This is a genomic window from Arthrobacter halodurans (assembly GCF_041877255.1).
GTDB classification, from domain to species: Bacteria; Actinomycetota; Actinomycetes; order Actinomycetales; family Micrococcaceae; genus Arthrobacter_N; species Arthrobacter_N halodurans.
Genome location: NZ_JBHDLJ010000004.1, coordinates 1 through 16268 on the forward strand (window position 1 = coordinate 1; position 16268 = coordinate 16268).

Annotated in this window: 12 protein-coding genes; 10 read left to right on the forward strand and 2 right to left on the reverse strand. The window is 70.5% G+C overall.

The window, feature by feature from the left end; genetic code table 11:
- The first annotated feature begins 268 nt into the window (after positions 1-268).
- Entirely contained in the window at positions 269-1735 is a 1467-nt protein-coding gene (locus ACETWP_RS06080; RefSeq protein ID WP_373971326.1) for an AAA family ATPase, read from the forward strand.
- Between the two features lie 139 nt (positions 1736-1874).
- Here the strand turns inward: ACETWP_RS06080 and ACETWP_RS06085 are convergent, their stop codons facing one another.
- On the reverse strand, positions 1875-4409 hold the full coding sequence (locus ACETWP_RS06085) for a DEAD/DEAH box helicase (protein WP_373971327.1): 2535 nt from the start codon (positions 4407-4409) through the stop codon (positions 1875-1877).
- Between the two features lie 83 nt (positions 4410-4492).
- Here ACETWP_RS06085 and ACETWP_RS06090 point away from each other — a divergent pair, with 83 nt between their 5' ends.
- Positions 4493-5302: a trans-aconitate 2-methyltransferase gene (locus ACETWP_RS06090; protein ID WP_373971328.1), complete on the forward strand. Its 810-nt coding sequence runs from the start codon at positions 4493-4495 to the stop codon at positions 5300-5302.
- 70 nt (positions 5303-5372) lie between these two features.
- On the opposite strand, the gene ACETWP_RS06095 is transcribed toward ACETWP_RS06090, so the two are convergent.
- Positions 5373-6044, reverse strand: coding sequence for an MBL fold metallo-hydrolase (locus ACETWP_RS06095; protein WP_373971329.1), 672 nt, complete (start codon positions 6042-6044; stop codon positions 5373-5375).
- A 97-nt stretch (positions 6045-6141) separates the two neighbouring features.
- Here ACETWP_RS06095 and ACETWP_RS06100 point away from each other — a divergent pair, with 97 nt between their 5' ends.
- The 8 genes from ACETWP_RS06100 to whiA all read left to right on the forward strand — a co-directional run bounded on the left by ACETWP_RS06100 (position 6142) and on the right by whiA (position 16167).
- Complete coding sequence (locus ACETWP_RS06100; RefSeq protein WP_373971330.1) at positions 6142-6519, forward strand: GntR family transcriptional regulator; 378 nt, start codon at positions 6142-6144, stop codon at positions 6517-6519.
- A gap of 250 nt (positions 6520-6769) precedes the next feature.
- Entirely contained in the window at positions 6770-9661 is a 2892-nt protein-coding gene (gene uvrA, locus ACETWP_RS06105; protein ID WP_373971622.1) for an excinuclease ABC subunit UvrA, read from the forward strand.
- Positions 9662-9748: 87 nt separating this feature from the next.
- Positions 9749-10435 (forward strand): HAD hydrolase-like protein, encoded by a 687-nt coding sequence (locus ACETWP_RS06110; RefSeq protein ID WP_373971331.1) that lies wholly within the window; start codon positions 9749-9751, stop codon positions 10433-10435.
- Complete coding sequence (locus ACETWP_RS06115) at positions 10436-11104, forward strand: lysophospholipid acyltransferase family protein (protein ID WP_373971332.1); 669 nt, start codon at positions 10436-10438, stop codon at positions 11102-11104. It abuts the gene before it with no gap.
- 4 nt (positions 11105-11108) lie between these two features.
- Entirely contained in the window at positions 11109-13091 is a 1983-nt protein-coding gene (uvrC, locus tag ACETWP_RS06120; RefSeq protein ID WP_373971333.1) for an excinuclease ABC subunit UvrC, read from the forward strand.
- Between the two features lie 143 nt (positions 13092-13234).
- A complete protein-coding gene (gene rapZ, locus ACETWP_RS06125) occupies positions 13235-14125 on the forward strand; it encodes an RNase adapter RapZ (RefSeq protein WP_373971334.1) in 891 nt (296 codons plus the stop codon).
- A gap of 6 nt (positions 14126-14131) precedes the next feature.
- A complete protein-coding gene (locus ACETWP_RS06130; RefSeq protein WP_373971335.1) occupies positions 14132-15196 on the forward strand; it encodes a gluconeogenesis factor YvcK family protein in 1065 nt (354 codons plus the stop codon).
- The gene (gene whiA, locus ACETWP_RS06135) at positions 15187-16167 is read left to right on the forward strand and encodes a DNA-binding protein WhiA (RefSeq protein WP_373971336.1); all 981 of its coding nucleotides are present in this window, start codon (positions 15187-15189) and stop codon (positions 16165-16167) included. The genes ACETWP_RS06130 and whiA overlap by 10 nt, the downstream gene beginning before the upstream one ends.
- Positions 16168-16268: the final 101 nt, after the last annotated feature.

The following is a 16268-nucleotide window of genomic DNA, read 5'->3' on the forward strand; positions in this document are numbered from 1 at the left end:
AATCCGGATGGTCGCCGGGGTTCCGCACTGGATCCCGCCCGCGCACGTGGACCCCGCGCGCAGGCCGCTGCGCAACACCTACTTCCACCCCGACATCGGTTAGGAAGCGGGCCCTCCAAGCATGACCTTGGCCAGCCACGCGGGCCGCTGCTACTGTCGCGATATGGGGGATGACGTGGAAGCTTTCTTGCGCAATTTCGCGGCCGTCGCAGAGGCGGCACAGAACGCTGGTGTGGCGCAACACCATGGTGAGCAGCTATGGGACGCCGTGGAGACCCATCTGGGCGGGGAGGTGTCCAGCCTCCCGGTGGTAACTGAGGAATTCGGCGGGCATCGCCTGACCGACGCGTCGATCCTCCTCGAGGCACTGGGCGCGGAGAAGGGAGCCCGGGTGGCCGGCCTCGCTGGTGAGGTTCGCCACCACATGTCCCTGACCGACATGCTTCAGGGGCGCCGGTTCCAGTCCGTTCCCATCGTCGAGGCGGACTACGTCTCGGTCGCCGTCGGCCCATGCGAACAGCGGCGCGTCGTCGTCTTTGGCCTTTTCCTCGTTCAGTGGGACGAGAGCCCGCTGGCTGTGCTCCTGCGCGGCGCGGCGCCGCAGTTCGGGCGTCCCGGAGGGACACTGGAGATCGTTGGCAGGGACCCCCGCGTCGTCGACTCCTTCACCGGTTGGTTTCGCGCACGCCTGCAGTCCGAGAGCATTTTCCGTGGGCAGGTTGTGTCCTTCACGGCCAACGAGTACGAGGCAACGAGTGCCGGCGTGACGTTCCATCGACGCCCGCGGCTCTCCGCCGCCGACGTCGTGCTGCCCCAAGGGCTTCTGGAGCGGGTCGAAGGTCACGTGGTCGGTCTCGGAACGCACCGCGACGAGCTGCTTCGACGAGGCCAACACCTGAAGCGGGGGGTTCTGCTCTACGGTCCTCCCGGCACGGGCAAAACCCACACCGTCCGGTACCTGCTCAGCAAATCCGAGGGCACGACGTCGATCCTGCTGTCGGGCGGTTCGCTGGCCCTCGTCTCGGAGGCCGCGCGCATGGCCCGGGCGCTGCAGCCGGCACTTGTGGTGCTTGAGGACTGCGACCTGGTGGCCGAAGACCGGAGCTTTGGACATGGGCCGCAGCCTCTGCTGTTCGAGCTCCTTGACGCCATGGACGGATTGGACGCCGACGCCGACGTCGCCTTCGTCTTGACCACCAACCGCGTCGACATGCTTGAACGGGCGCTCGCACAGCGGCCCGGCCGGGTGGATCTCGCCGTGGAGATTCCCCGCCCGGACCAGGCGCAGCGTCGCGAGCTGCTGCGGTTGTATGCCTCCGGCATCGGATTCGGCGGTGGTGCCCTCGATCGGGCGGCGGCGGAGACCGAGGGGACCACGGCGTCGCTGGCCAAGGAGCTGGTTCGGCGCGCGGTCCTGGCCGCGGTCACTGCGGGTGCGGAACCGGCCGACGAGCACCTCTCGGCCGCGGTCGCCGAACTCATGGCCGATGGCGCCGTGCTCACCCGCGCACTACTGGGCGGGGACGGCACGGCCGGGCTCGAGGACGGGAGCGACGGGGACGAGGAGGTCGTGAGTTTCGGATTCCTCGGCGACCCTCCCACGGAGTCCGGGGCGTACTTCGCCTACGCCCCGTCGTCCGGGACGGCGTACGGCCCCGCTTTCCCCGCAACGGACGACGCCGGGTCCAGGACATCGCCGGGGGCCCGGGACGCCGACGCGGCCGAGGACGGCTGACCACGCGGCGTCCGCCCGCTCGGAGTGAGCGCCCGGGTCCGCTGCGCCCCGTTCGCACCGTCAGCCCGCAACGCCGCGGGCGGCCACGTTTCCGGACTCGCACGCGTACCCGGTGGACGCGCGGGCCCGCGGCGCCTAACTAGCCGAGGCGTCCGACGTTGGTCACCGTGACGACGGCGGAACCGGCCTCGTCGGAGGCGGCGAGGTCGACGAACGCATCGATGCCCCAGTCGTTGTGGCCGGCGGGATCCTTGAAGATTTGCCGCACGGTCCAGCGGTCCTTGCCGGGGGTGATGATCAGCAGCTGCGGGCCCCGCGCCTCGGGGCCGTCGTCAATGTCGTCGTGTTCGCCGAAGTACCCGTCCATGGCGTCGGCCCACGCGTCGGGTCCGAATCCGCTGTGCCCGTCGAGCTCTCCCAGCGTCTGGTCCTGCTCGTCGGCGAAGAGGCGGACGCGGCGGAACATCTCGTTGCGCACCATGACACGGAACGCCCGCTCGTTGGAGGTCAGGCGGTCCGGCTGCGGCGGCAGGATGTCTTCCGACGTGTTCTCGGGTGCCTCGCCGTTGGCGAGCTTTTCCCATTCGTCCAGCAGGCTGGAGTCGATCTGCCGCACCAGCTCGCCCAGCCACACGATCAGATCCTGGAGGTCCTCGCGCAGAAGATCCCGCGGCACCGTCTGGCGCAGGGCCTTATAGGCGTCCGTGAGGTACCGCAGCAGGATTCCCTCGCTGCGCGCCAACGAATAGAACTGGACGTATTCCGCGAACGACATGGCCCGCTCGTACATGTCGCGAACCACGGACTTCGGAGCCAGCTCGAAGTCTCCGAGCCACGGCGCCCCGCGGCGGTACGTCTCGAACGCCTCGCCGAGCAGCTCCGCGAGGGGTTGCGGGTAGGTGACCTCCTCCAGCGCGGCCATGCGGGCGTCGTACTCCATGCCCTCGGCCTTCATCGCGGCCACAGCCTCGCCGCGCGCCTTCTTCTCCTGCCCCGACAGCACCTGCCGCGGCTTCTCCAGGGTGGCCTCGATCACCGACACGACGTCGAGCGCGTACGTCGCGGACTCGCGGTCCAGCAGTTCCAGGCTGGCCATCGCGAACGGCGAGAGCGGCTGGTTCAGGGCAAAGTTCTGCTGCAGGTGGATCGTGAGCTGCAGCCTGTTGCCGTGCTGGTCGGGTGTGTCCAGCCGCTCCACCACGCCGGTCGCGAGCAATTCGCGCAGGATGCCGAGCGCGCGCCGTTGCAGGGCCCGCTGGCGGGCCGGGGGCTCGTGGTTCTCCGTGAGCAGGCGCCGCGCCGCCGCGAAGCTGTCGCCGGGCCGCTCCAACAGGTTCAGGAGCATGGAGTGGGTGACCGCGAAGCTCGAACTCAGCGGGTCGGGCACGCTGGCCACCATCTTGTCGAACGTCTTGTCGCTCCAGGAGACGAAACCCTGCGGGGGCTTCTTCTTGACCACCTGGCGCAGCTTCTTCTGGTCGTCGCCGAACTTGGCGAGCGCCTTGTCCATGGCCTTCTTGTTCTCGATCGTGAACTCGGGTGCCTGCACGACGACGGTGCCCGAGGTGTCGAAGCCGGCCCGGCCTGCCCGCCCCGCGATCTGGTGGAATTCCCGCGCGTTGAGCGGGCGGGTGCGGACGCCGTCGTACTTGCTGAGCGCGGTGAGCATCACCGTGCGGATCGGCACATTGATGCCCACGCCCAGCGTGTCGGTGCCGCAGATGACCTTCAGGAGCCCCGCCTGGGCGAGCTGTTCCACCAGCCGTCGGTACTTGGGCAGCATTCCGGCGTGGTGGACGCCGATCCCGTGTCGCACGAGCCGGTTCAGGGTCTTGCCGAAGCCCGCCGAGAAGCGGAACCCGGCGATGAGTTCGGCGATCCGGTCCTTCTCCTCGCGGGTGCAGACGTTGATGCTCATCAGGCTTTGCGCCCGATCGATCGCCTCGAGCTGGCTGAAGTGCACCACGTAGACGGGGGTCTGCTTCGTGGACAGCAGCTCCTCCATGGCTTCCTGCACCGGATCCTGCGAGTAGTAGTAGTGCAGGGGGATGGGCCGCTCGGCGTGCGCGACCGTGGCCGTGTGGCGCCCGGTGCGCAGCGTCAACTCGTCCTCGAAGCGCGTGACGTCTCCCAGCGTGGCGGACATCAGGAGGAACTGCGCCTGCGGCAACTCCAGGAGGGGGACCTGCCACGCCCAGCCGCGCTGCGGGTCGGAGTAGAAGTGGAACTCGTCCATCACCACCGGCCCCAGGTCGGCGGTCGCCCCCTGCCGGAGCGCGATGTTGGCGAGGATCTCGGCCGTGCAGCAGATGATGGGGGCGTCCGGGTTCACCGAGGAGTCGCCCGTGACCATGCCGACGTTCTCGGCGCCGAAGATCTCGCACAGCGCGAAGAACTTCTCCGAGACGAGCGCCTTGATGGGGGCGGTGTAGTAGCTGCGCTCGCCCCGGGCCAGGGCGTGGAAGTGCGCCGCGACGGCCACAAGGGACTTGCCGGATCCCGTCGGCGTCGCGAGGATGACGTTGTTCCCCTCGACGATCTCCATCACGGCCTCGTCCTGCGCGGGATACAGGCCGATCCCGCGGTCCTCCACCCACTGGATGAAGGAGGCGTAGGTGGACTCGGCGGTGGCCCCGCGCGGCGGCGCGTCGGGCAGCAGTTCGGTCAGTTTCATGGTTCCCCCAGCCTAGCCGCCGCGCGGCGGCGCCGGTCGGCGGGAAACCCGGCCGCGATGGGCCGACGCCCTAGGGTGGGGACATGCGCTGGGATCCCGCCAAGTACGCCGAATTCTCCGACCATCGAGACCGCCCGTTCTTCGACCTGACCTCCCGGGTCGCTGCAGGGGCTCCCCGTCGGGTGGTCGATCTCGGGTGCGGGCCGGGCCGGCTCACGGCCGCGCTTGCCGAACGTTGGCCCGCGGCCGAGGTGGCCGGCCTGGACGCGTCCGCCGAGATGATCCGGGACGCCCCCGCGCGGTACGGCCCGGGAGCACCCGGGCACCGGCCGCGGCTCTCCTTCGCCGTGGCGGACGCGGGGGACTGGGAACCGGGACCCGACGTCGACGTGCTGGTCACCAATGCCATGCTGCAGTGGATCCCGGGTCACCTGGAACTGGTCGCCCGCTGGCTCGAGGCCCTCCGCCCCGGGGCGTGGTTCGCGGCCCAAGTCCCCGGGAACTTCGGGTCCCCCTCCCACGCACTGATGCGGCGGCTCGCCGAATCGCCGCGGTGGGCCGGACGGCTCGCGGGCATCCTGCGGCACGACGACGCGGTGGCCGAGCCAGCTGCCTACCTCAAGCTGTTGCTGGACGCCGGCTTCGAGGCCGACGCGCGGGAGACCACCTACCAGCAGGTCCTCGCGGGCGCGGACCCGGTGCTCGACTGGGTGCGCGGCACCGGACTCAGGCCCGTGCTCTCGGCGCTGGATCCGGCGGAGGCCGAGTCCTTCGAGCGGGAGTACGGCAGGCTCCTCCGGGTGGCCTATCCGGCGTTCGCCGATCGCAACGGATCGCCGCTCACGGTGTACCCGTTCCGCCGGATCTTCTGCGTGGGGTGGAAGGCGGGCTAGGTCGGTCCGGCCCGCGCACCCCTCCGGCGGCGACGGCTACCAGCCCCGCGCCTTCCTCCGGCGGCGACGGCTACCAGCCCCGCGCCTCCCACTCCCCGAGGCGGGGGCGCTCCGCGCCGAGGGTGGTGCCCCCGCCGTGTCCGGGGTGCACCAAGGTGTCGTCCGCGTACACCCCGAAGAGCCGTTCGCTGACGTCGCGGAGCAGGGAGGAGAACCGCTGGGGATCCTTCCACGTGTTGCCGACCCCGCCGGGGAACAGGCTGTCGCCGCTGAAGATGTGGGTGGGGCCCTCCGGATCCCGGTAGACGTAGGCCAGTGAGCCCGGCGTGTGGCCCCGCAGGTGAACCGCCGTGAGATCGAATCCGTCGAAGTTGCCCACGTTCCCGTGGTCCAGCCGGACGTCGACCCTGACGCCCGCCCCGGCCTCGACCGCGTCGGCGTCCTCCGACCCGGCGGCCAGCGGAGCCCCCGTCTCCTCCGCCACCTCCCGGAGTGCGCGGATGTGGTCCCAGTGCTGGTGGGTCGTGGCGATGAGGGCGAGCCGCACCGGCCGTGCGGAGTCCCCGGCGGACGCGGCGAGCATGGACCGGATGGCGGGGGCGTCGTCCGCCGCGTCGATGAGCACCTGGGCGCCGGTCTCCTTCGACGTCAGCAGGTAGACGTTGTTCTCCATGTCCGAGACGCTGGTCCTGCGGATCGTCAGGCGGGCCAGGTCGTGGAGCAAAGTGGTGTCGTTGGTCATGTCGCCAGCCTAGGCAACCGCCGTACCGCCGGGGAAGCGCGCCGGGTAGTGTTGCAGCATTCCCCGGGCACGCCGGGGCCCGCGCGGAGGAGGAAGCATGGACGAGGACGTGCTCGGCTTCATCGAGATCCGCGCCGACGACCCGGCCAACCCCTACGAGCAGATCCGCCTCCAGATCCTTGACGCCATCGCCTCGGGCCGGCTCGTCGCCGGCACCCGGCTCACACCGGTCCGCGCGCTCGCCGGTCGCCTGGGGGTTGCGGCGAACACCGTGGCCCGGGCCTACCGGGAGCTCGAGCAGGCCGGGGCGGTGTCCACGCGGGGACGCAACGGGACCGTGGTCGAGGCGTCGGGGGACGACGCGGCCCGCCATCTCGGCGCGGCGGCGGCGGCCTTCGCCGACGAGTCGGTGCGCTGGGGCATCCAGGAGGAGCAGGCGCTCGACTACGTCCGGGCCGCGTTCCGCCGGCGCTGAGCGCGGGCGGAACGCACACCACGACGCCGCGCGGTAGCCGAGCACACCGTAGCGTTGCGCGGTCGGCGAACACGCGTCCGGCGGCCCGGCCGACAGGCACCGCGCGCACCCCCCGCCGCGGGCCCCGAAACGGGTCCATGACGTGGCCACGCGCGTCCACGGCCTCCCGGTGGCGCACCGCAGCGACCGGGGGAGCGCATCATTCGAACGAGAATTCGAAGACGTTTTCGACTACGATTTGTCCGTGGCTATTTCCCAAGGTGAGATCCTGTCCCCGTCCGGCACCGAGCGTCGGCACGACCAGTCCCGGTTGATCGTCAAGGGCGCACGCGAGCACAACCTCCGCAACGTCGACCTCGACCTGCCGCGGGACGCCATGATCGTGTTCACGGGCCTCTCCGGCTCCGGCAAGTCCTCGCTCGCGTTCGACACGATCTTCGCAGAGGGGCAGCGTCGCTACGTCGAATCGCTGTCGGCGTACGCGCGCCAGTTCCTCGGCCAGGTCGACAAGCCGGACGTCGATTTCATCGAGGGGCTTTCGCCCGCCGTCTCGATCGACCAGAAGTCCACGAGCAAGAACCCGCGCTCCACGGTCGGCACCATCACCGAGATCTACGACTACATGCGCCTCCTCTGGGCCCGCGTCGGCACGCCGTACTGCCCCGTCTGCGGCGAGCCCGTCAAGCGCCAGACCCCCCAGCAGATCGTCGACCAGCTGCTCGAGCTGGAGGAGGGCACGCGCTTCCAGATCCTCGCGCCGGTGGTCCGCGCCCGCAAGGGCGAATTCGTCGACCTCTTCAAGGAGCTCGCGGCGAAGGGCTACTCGCGCGCCCGCGTCGACGGCGAGACCATCCAGCTGACCGAGCCCCCGAAGCTGGGCAAGCAGTTCAAGCACACCATCGAGGTGGTCGTCGACCGCCTCGTCATCAAGGACGGAATCCGCCAGCGCCTCACCGATTCGATCGAAACGGCCCTCGGGCTCGCCGACGGACGCGTACTGGCGGACTTCGTTGACCTGGACGAGGACGACGACGGGCGCCTCCGGGCCTTCTCGGAGAACCTCGCCTGCCCGAACGAGCACCCACTGGCGATCGACGAGATCGAGCCGCGCTCGTTCTCCTTCAACAACCCCTTCGGCGCCTGCCCGGCCTGCACGGGCATCGGGACGCGCCTCGAGGTCGACGAGGAGCTCATCATCCCCGACCCGGAGAAGTCGCTCTCGCAGGGCGCGATCGCCCCGTGGTCGCTGGGCACGGCGACGACGGAGTATTGGAACCGCCTGCTCTCCGGCCTGGCCAAGGAGATGAAGTTCTCCATGACCACGCCGTGGGGCAAGCTTCCCGCGGCCGCCCGGCAGTCCGTGCTGCACGGCAAGGACCACAAGGTCGTGGTGCAGTACAAGAACCGGTTCGGCCGCGAGCGCAAGTACAGCACCGGCTTCGAGGGCGTGGTGCAGTACATCCACCGCAAGCACCAAGAGACCGAGTCCGACAACGCCCGGGACCGCTACGAGGAGTACATGCGCGAGATCCCGTGCCCCGAGTGCAACGGCGCGCGCCTGAATCCCGCCTCCCTCTCCGTCCTCATCAACGGCATGTCCATCTCGGCCGTGGCCGCCCTGCCGATGCGCGAGTGCGCCGCCTTCCTCAACGAACTCACCCTCACGGGGCGCGAGGCGCAGATCGCCCACCAGGTCCTCATCGAGATCCAGGCGCGGCTGCGGTTCCTGCTCGACGTCGGCCTCGAGTACCTCAACCTGGAGCGCGCCGCGGGCACGCTCTCGGGCGGCGAGGCCCAGCGCATCCGGCTGGCGACGCAGATCGGCTCCGGACTCGTCGGCGTCCTCTACGTGCTGGATGAGCCGTCGATCGGCCTGCACCAGCGCGACAACCGGCGGCTCATCGAGACGCTGAACCGCCTGCGGGACCTGGGCAACACCCTGATCGTCGTCGAGCACGACGAGGACACCATCCACCAGGCGGACTGGATCGTCGACATCGGACCCGGCGCCGGCGAGCACGGCGGTTCCGTCGTGCACTCGGGATCCCTGGAGGACCTGCTCGCCAACACCGAGTCCCTGACCGGCGACTACCTGTCCGGGCGCAAGAGCATCGAGGTCCCCGCGAAGCGCCGCAAGGTCGACAAGAAGCGCCAGGTGTCCGTCGTCGGCGCCCGCGAGAACAACCTGCAGAACGTCAGTGTGAAGTTCCCGCTCGGCGTGATGACCGCCGTGACCGGCGTGAGCGGCTCCGGCAAGTCGACCCTCGTCAACGACATCCTCTACAAGGTGCTGGCCAACAAGCTCAACGGCGCCAAGCAGGTGGCGGGGCGCCACACCCGGATCGAGGGACTGGAGCACCTCGACAAGGTGATTCACGTGGACCAGAGTCCGATCGGGCGCACCCCGCGGTCCAACCCGGCCACGTACACCGGCGTCTTCGACCACGTGCGCAAGCTCTTCGCGGAGACCAACGAGGCGAAGGTGCGCGGGTACCTGCCCGGCCGCTTCTCCTTCAACGTCAAGGGCGGACGCTGCGAGTCGTGCTCCGGCGACGGGACGCTCAAGATCGAGATGAACTTCCTCCCCGACGTCTACGTCCCCTGCGAGGTCTGCCACGGCGCGCGCTACAACCGCGAGACCCTCGAGGTGCACTACAAGGGCAAGACCATCGCCGATGTGCTGGACATGTCCATCGAGGAGGGCGCGGAGTTCTTCGCCGCATTCTCGCCGATCGCGCGCCACCTGAACACCCTTGTCGACGTCGGGCTGGGCTACGTCCGGCTCGGGCAGCCGGCGACCACGCTTTCGGGCGGCGAGGCGCAGCGCGTCAAGCTGGCCTCCGAACTGCAGAAGCGTTCCAACGGGCGGAGCATCTACGTCCTCGACGAGCCGACCACGGGACTGCACTTCGAGGACATCCGCAAGCTCCTGCTGGTCCTCCAGGGCCTCGTGGAGAAGGGCAACACGGTCATCACGATCGAACACAACCTCGACGTGATCAAGAGCGCCGACTGGCTGATCGACCTGGGCCCCGAAGGCGGATCCGGCGGCGGCCGGGTCATCGCCGAGGGGACCCCCGAGCAGGTCGCGAAGGCCGCGGCGAGCCACACCGGGGGGTTCCTCGCCGAGATCCTCACGTAGGTCGTGCGCGACGACGAACGTCGGCCACGGACGCCGGCGGCGGCATGGAGTCCGTGGATCCCGCGGGCTTCGTGCGACAATGTCCCGGTGACAAATCCAGCCCGCGCCGTGTTGTTCGACCTCGACGGAACCCTTGTCGACCCCGCGGGGGCCATCACCGAAGGCATCCTCGCCGCGTTGCTGCGCCACGGCGTGCCGCACCCCGGGGACGAGCGGCTCGAGGCGCTCGTCGGCCCGCCCCTGGCCATCGGGCTGTTGGGGTTGCCCGGGATGGACGAGGAACTCCTGCCGTCGGTGATCGCGGACTACCGCGCCGAGTACGCGGCCAGCGGCATGGCCGCGAGCCGCGTCTACCCGGGGATCGCCGATCTGCTCGCGGAGCTGCGCGACTCCGGCCTAGCCCTGGCCGTGGCCACCTCCAAACCGCAGGACATCGCCGTCCGGCTACTGGAGATGCAGGGGCTGCTCGGGCTGTTCGACGCCGTCCACGGCTCGCCGAACGACGAGCACCACACCGTCCACTCCGGACCCGGCAAGGCGCACATCGTCGGGGCCGCCCTGGCAGCCGTGGGCGCGGAAGCGCGGGACGCCGTGATGGTGGGGGACCGCCACTACGACGTCGACGGGGCCGGCGCGCACGGCATGGCGTGCATCGGCGTCGCCTGGGGCTACGCCGCGGAGGGCGAGCTGGAGACCGCCGGCGCCCACGCCGTCGTGGACTCGGCCGACGGGCTGCGGGAGCTGTTGCTCGGGGCCGCGGGACGGGCGGTCTAGATGGGCCTCTACGACGGAGTTCGCGCGGGCTTCCGCGGCACCATCAACGCCACCTGCCGTCCCACGGTCGTGGGGCTGCACCACGTGCCCACGGAGGGTCCGTTCATCGTGGCCTCGAACCACCTCTCGTTCCTGGACAGCATCATCATCCAAGCCCTGATGCCCCGGCCCGTGGCCTTCTTCGCCAAGGCCGAGTACTTCACCACCCCGGGCCTCAAGGGGCGCGCCATGAAGGCGTTCTTCGAGTCCGTGGGCTCCATCCCGGTGGAACGCGGCGAGCAGGCGGCATCGGTCGCGGCGCTCGACGCCCTGGTGGAGATCCTCGAGTCCGGCGCCGCGGTCGGCATCTACCCGGAGGGGACGCGGTCCCGGGACGGCCGCCTGTACCGCGGGCGCACCGGCGTCGGCTGGCTCGCCCTGACCACGGGCGCGCCGGTGGTCCCCGTGGGCCTCGTGGGCACGGAGCGGCTGCAGCCGGCCGGGAAGAAGACGGTCACGCCGCGCCACTTCACGCTGACGGTGGGCGAGCCCCTGCGGTTCGACCACGTCGGACCCAAGCACCCCCTGCCGGCGCGCCGTCTGGCCACCGACCGGATCGTCGACGCGATCGCCGAACTCAGCGGCCAGGAGCGGTGCGACGCGTACAACCAGGCACCCGTCGCGGAGTAGCGCCATGGCCGACCCCAGCAGCTACCGGCCGCGCGCCGGCGAGATCCCCACCGGACCAGGCGTCTACCGCTTCCGCGACCAGCACGGCCGCGTCATCTACGTGGGCAAGGCCAAGAACCTCCGGGCGCGGCTGAACTCCTACTTCGCCAACCCGGCAGCGTTGCTGGCCAAGACCCACGCGATGGTGCACACGGCGGCGAGCGTGGAGTGGACCGTGGTCGGCAGCGAGCTCGAGGCCCTGCAGCTCGAGTACACGTGGATCAAGGAGTTCGCGCCGCGCTTCAACATCGTCTTCCGCGACGACAAGTCCTACCCCTACCTCGCGGTCACGCTGGGGGAGAAGTTCCCGCGTGCCCAGGTCATGCGGGGGGACCGGCGCAAGGACGTGAAGTACTTCGGCCCCTTCTACCCGGCCAGGGCCATCCGCGAAACACTGGACACGTTGCTTCGCGTCTTCCCCGTCCGGACCTGCAGCGCCGGCGTCCTGCGCCGCGCCCAGCAGTCCGGCCGCCCCTGTCTCCTGGGCTACATCGACAAGTGCTCCGCGCCCTGCGTGGGGCGCATCAGTCCCGAGGACCACCGCAAGCTGGCGGACGAGCTCTGCCAGTTCATGGGTGGGGAGGGCACGCGCTTCATCCGCCAACTCGAGCGGGAGATGGCGGAGGCCGTCGCCGAGCTCGAGTACGAGAAGGCGGCGCGACTGCGCGACGACATCGCGGCGCTGCGCCGGGTGTTCGAGCGCAACGCCGTCGTGCTGGCCGAGGACACGGAGGCGGACATCTTCGCGGTTGCCGAGGACGATCTGGAGGCCGCCGTCCAGGTCTTCCACGTCCGCAACGGCCGCATCCGTGGTCAGCGCGGCTGGGTCGTGGACAAGGTCGAGGACACGACGCCCGGCGAGTTCGTCGAGCACATGCTCCAGCAGGTCTACGGCGAGAACGCCGATTCGGACCGCCTTCCCCGCGAGGTCCTGGTGCCGGTCGAGCCGGAGAACGCGGAGCAGGTCGCCGCATGGCTGCGCGGGCTGCGCGGGGCGGCTGTCAGCCTCCGCGTGCCCCGACGGGGTGAGAAGGCAGCCCTCATGGGCACGGTCAAGGACAACGCCGAACAGGCCCTGCGGCTGCACAAGTCCCGCCGGGCGGGCGACATCAGTACACGCAGTTCCGCGTTGCAGGAACTCCAGGAGGCGCTGGGGCTCCCCGTGCCGCTGCTGCGCATCGAGTGTTACGACATCTCCCACGTGCAGGGCACCAACGTCGTCGCGTCCATGGTCGTGGTCGAGGACGGCCTGCCAAAGAAGTCCGACTACCGGAAGTTCGCCGTGACGGGCGACGCCGCCCGCGACGACACCTCGGCGATGTACGACGTCATCAGCCGGCGCTTCCGGCGCTACCTCGAGGACCAGACGCAGGTCGCCCCCGCCATCAGCGGCCAGGTCGACATCTCGGACGAGTCGGCCAAGGCCGCTCCGCGGAAGTTCGCCTACCCGCCGTCCCTCGTGGTGGTCGACGGCGGCCCGCCGCAGGTCGCCGCCGCGGTCAAGGCCCTCGAGGACCTCGGCATCGACGACATCTACGTCGTCGGCCTCGCGAAGCGCCTCGAGGAGCTGTGGCTGCCCGACGACGAGTTCCCGGTGGTGCTTCCGCGCGCCTCCCACGGCCTGTACCTGCTGCAGCGCATCCGCGACGAGGCCCACCGGTTCGCCATCTCCTTCCACCGGCAGAAGCGATCGTCGTCGATGACCGTGTCCATCCTCGACGACGTGCCGGGACTCGGCCCCGCGAAGCGGCAAGCCGTGCTGAAGCACTTCGGTTCGCTCAAGCGCATGCGTGCGGCCGCCGAGGAGGACTTCCTCGCCGTCTCGGGAATCGGCCCGGCGATGGCCCGCCAGCTGGTCGCCGCGTTGGCCCCCGGTCCGTCCGGGGAGGCGGGCGACGACGGCGCGGAGCCGGCCGTGAACACGGCGACCGGCGAGTTGCTGGACTGACGCGCGGGTCCCTCGCCGCCTAGCGTCCAGCCGGCTCCCACGCCTCGCTGCGCTCGGCGCGGGTCCCTCGCCGCCTAGCGTCCAGCCGGCTCCCACGCCTCGCTGCGCTCGGCGCGGGTCCCTCGCCGCCTAGACTGGGACCCATGACTGAGTTGGAACCCGTTAAGCCCGCCGAATCCGAACTGGTCATCGTCACCGGAATGTCGGGGGCGGGCCGGACCACCGCCGCGCACGCGCTCGAGGACCACGGTTGGTACGTCGTGGAGAACCTGCCGCCCCAACTTCTCGGGACGCTGACCGAACTGGTGGCGCGTGTGCCGGGGTCCATCCCCAAGCTGGCCGTGGTGATGGACGTGCGCAGCAAGTCCCTGTTCCCCGCCCTGCGCGACAACCTGGCCGCGCTGCGCTCCGCCGGCATCCACTACCGCGTCCTGTTCCTGGACGCGAGCGACGACCTCCTGGTGCGCCGTTTCGAGCAGGGCCGCCGCCCGCACCCCCTGCAGGGAACCGGGCGCATCCTCGACGGCATCGCAGCCGAGCGCGAGGTGCTGCGCGAGCTGAAGGACGCCGCGGAGATCGTCCTCGACACGACGCCGATGAACGTCCACGCCCTGGCCACGGCCATCACCGAGCTGTTCTCGGAATCCGGTCCGGTGGTCCTGCGCCTGAACGTCATGAGCTTCGGCTTCAAGTACGGCCTGCCCACCGACGCCAACTACGTCGCCGACGTCCGCTTCATCCCTAACCCGCACTGGGTGCCGGAGCTGCGTCCGCACACGGGTCTGGAAACCGTCGTCAGCGACTACGTGCTGGCGGCCCAGGGCGCCGCCGACTTCATCGACCGCTACATCCTCGCGCTCGAGCCCGTGCTCGACGGATACCGGCGCGAGAACAAGCACTACGCCACCATCGCGATCGGCTGCACCGGCGGCAAGCACCGCTCCGTGGCCGTCAGCGAGGAGATCGCCCGCCGGCTGCGGCAGCTTCCGGGCGTGACGGTCACCGTGAACCACCGCGACCTGGGTAGGGAGTAGCCGGACATGTCGTTCATGACGGGCCAGATGCCCCTGGTCCCGCCGAAGCCATCGGGTGGAGAGCGCGACGGGACCGTGCGCGTCGCCGCGCTCGGCGGCGGGCACGGCCTCTCGGCCTCGCTCGCGGCGTTGCGCCGCCTGACCACCGAGATCACGGCCATCGTCACGGTCGCGGACGACGGCGGCTCCTCGGGGCGGCTGCGCCGCGAACTGGACGTGCTGCCGCCGGGCGACCTCCGGATGGCCCTGGCGGCCCTCTGCGACGACACCGACTGGGGCCGCACCTGGCGCGACGTCATGCAGCACCGCTTCACCTCCAAGAAGGACTCGGAGGGGGCGCTGGACAACCACGCCCTGGGGAACCTGCTGATCGTGACGCTGTGGGAACTGCTCGGCGACCCGGTGGCCGGTCTCCGGTGGGCGGGCGCGCTGCTCGGGGCCCGGGGGCAGGTCCTGCCCATGAGCACGGTCCCTCTGACCATCTCCGGCGAGGTCCTCACCCAGGGCGACAACGACACCCTGATGCGGCGGAGGGTCGTGGGGCAGGCGGAGCTTGCCGTCGCCGGCCACCGCGGCATCGTGAACGGCGTGGAGCTCAGCCCGGCGGACGCGCCCGCCTGCCGCGAGGCCCTGGAGGCCATCGAGCTCGCGGACTGGGTGATCCTCGGGCCGGGATCCTGGTACACCTCGGTGCTGCCCCACCTGCTGCTGCCGGAGATGCGCGAGGCGATCGAGGCCACCACCGCCCGCCGCCTGCTGACGATGAACCTCGCGACGGAGACGAAGGAGACGTTCGGCATGGATGCCGCCGACCATCTCGATGTCATCGCGCGGTACGCCCCGGACCTCCGGTTGGACGCGGTTCTCGCGGATCCGTCGTCGATCGACGACGTCCAGCGTTTCCGCGATGCGGCGGCCCGGCTGGGTGCCCGGTGCTTTTTCGGTAAAGTAGGCGTCGGGGCGGGCCGCGCGGTACACGCGCCCCTGCGGCTGGCGACCGCCTACCAGGACGTTTTCTCGTCCTTCGATCCCAACGATCCCAGCAGTGAGGAACACAAGACATGGCATTGACAGCCTCGGTCAAGGACGAGCTGTCCCGGCTGGACGTCAAGAAGTCCTCCGAGCGCAAGGCGGAGGTCTCGGCTACCCTGCGCTTCGCCGGCGGGCTCCACATCATCTCCGGCCGCATCGTGATCGAGGCGGAGGTGGACCTCGCCTCCACCGCCCGCCGGCTCCGGCAGGCCATCGCGGAGGTCTACGGCCACACCTCCGAAATCATCGTCGTATCCAGCGGCGGCCTGCGCCGCGGGAACCGCTACGTGGTGCGCGTGGTGCGCGACGGCGAGTCCCTGGCCCGGCAGACCGGCCTCCTGGACGGCCGCGGCCGGCCCGTCCGCGGCCTCCCGTCGGTCATCGTCAACGGCTCCACGGCCGACGCCGAGGCCGTGTGGCGGGGAGCGTTCCTCGCCCACGGCTCCCTCACGGAGCCCGGCCGGTCCTCGGCCATGGAGGTCACCTGCCCGGGCCCCGAGGCCGCCCTGGCCCTGGTCGGCGCCGCCCGGCGGCTCGGCCTCGTCGCCAAGGCCCGCGAGGTGCGCGGGGTGGACCGCGTCGTGATCCGCGACGGCGACAGCATCGCCGCGCTCCTGACCCGGATGGGCGCCCACGACGCCCTGATGGTCTGGGAGGAGCGGCGCATGCGCAAGGAGGTGCGCGCCACGGCGAACCGCCTGGCCAACTTCGACGACGCGAACCTCCGCCGCTCGGCGCAGGCCGCCGTCGCCGCGGGCGCGCGCGTGGAGCGCGCGCTGGAGATCCTGGGCGACGACGTCCCGGACCATCTGCAGTACGCGGGCGCCCTCCGGGTCGCCCACAAGCAGGCCAGCCTGGACGAGCTCGGACGCCTCGCCGACCCGCCGATGACGAAGGACGCGATCGCCGGCCGGATCCGGCGCCTGCTGGCGATGGCGGACAAACGGGCGATCGAGTTGGGAATACCCGGCACCGAGGACAGTGTTACCGCAGATATGTTGGACGGCTAGCGCCTCCGCGCGGCCGCCGTCCCGACGAGATTTCCGACGCCGCGAGGCGCGGGATGCATGAGATGCATGACCAGTAGGCGCCCCTTGCCGGGGCGCACAGA

What these genes read in the sequence shown, in the direction of transcription:
- ACETWP_RS06085 (WP_373971327.1), bottom strand. Translation starts at nt 4,409, where the DNA reads ATGAAACTGACCGAACTGCTGCCCGACGCGCCGCCGCGCGGGGCCACC.
- ACETWP_RS06090 (WP_373971328.1), top strand. Translation starts at nt 4,493, where the DNA reads ATGCGCTGGGATCCCGCCAAGTACGCCGAATTCTCCGACCATCGAGAC.
- ACETWP_RS06095 (WP_373971329.1), bottom strand. Translation starts at nt 6,044, where the DNA reads ATGACCAACGACACCACTTTGCTCCACGACCTGGCCCGCCTGACGATC.
- ACETWP_RS06100 (WP_373971330.1), top strand. Translation starts at nt 6,142, where the DNA reads ATGGACGAGGACGTGCTCGGCTTCATCGAGATCCGCGCCGACGACCCG.
- ACETWP_RS06115 (WP_373971332.1), top strand. Translation starts at nt 10,436, where the DNA reads ATGGGCCTCTACGACGGAGTTCGCGCGGGCTTCCGCGGCACCATCAAC.
- uvrC (WP_373971333.1), top strand. Translation starts at nt 11,109, where the DNA reads ATGGCCGACCCCAGCAGCTACCGGCCGCGCGCCGGCGAGATCCCCACC.
- rapZ (WP_373971334.1), top strand. Translation starts at nt 13,235, where the DNA reads ATGACTGAGTTGGAACCCGTTAAGCCCGCCGAATCCGAACTGGTCATC.
- ACETWP_RS06130 (WP_373971335.1), top strand. Translation starts at nt 14,132, where the DNA reads ATGTCGTTCATGACGGGCCAGATGCCCCTGGTCCCGCCGAAGCCATCG.
- whiA (WP_373971336.1), top strand. Translation starts at nt 15,187, where the DNA reads ATGGCATTGACAGCCTCGGTCAAGGACGAGCTGTCCCGGCTGGACGTC.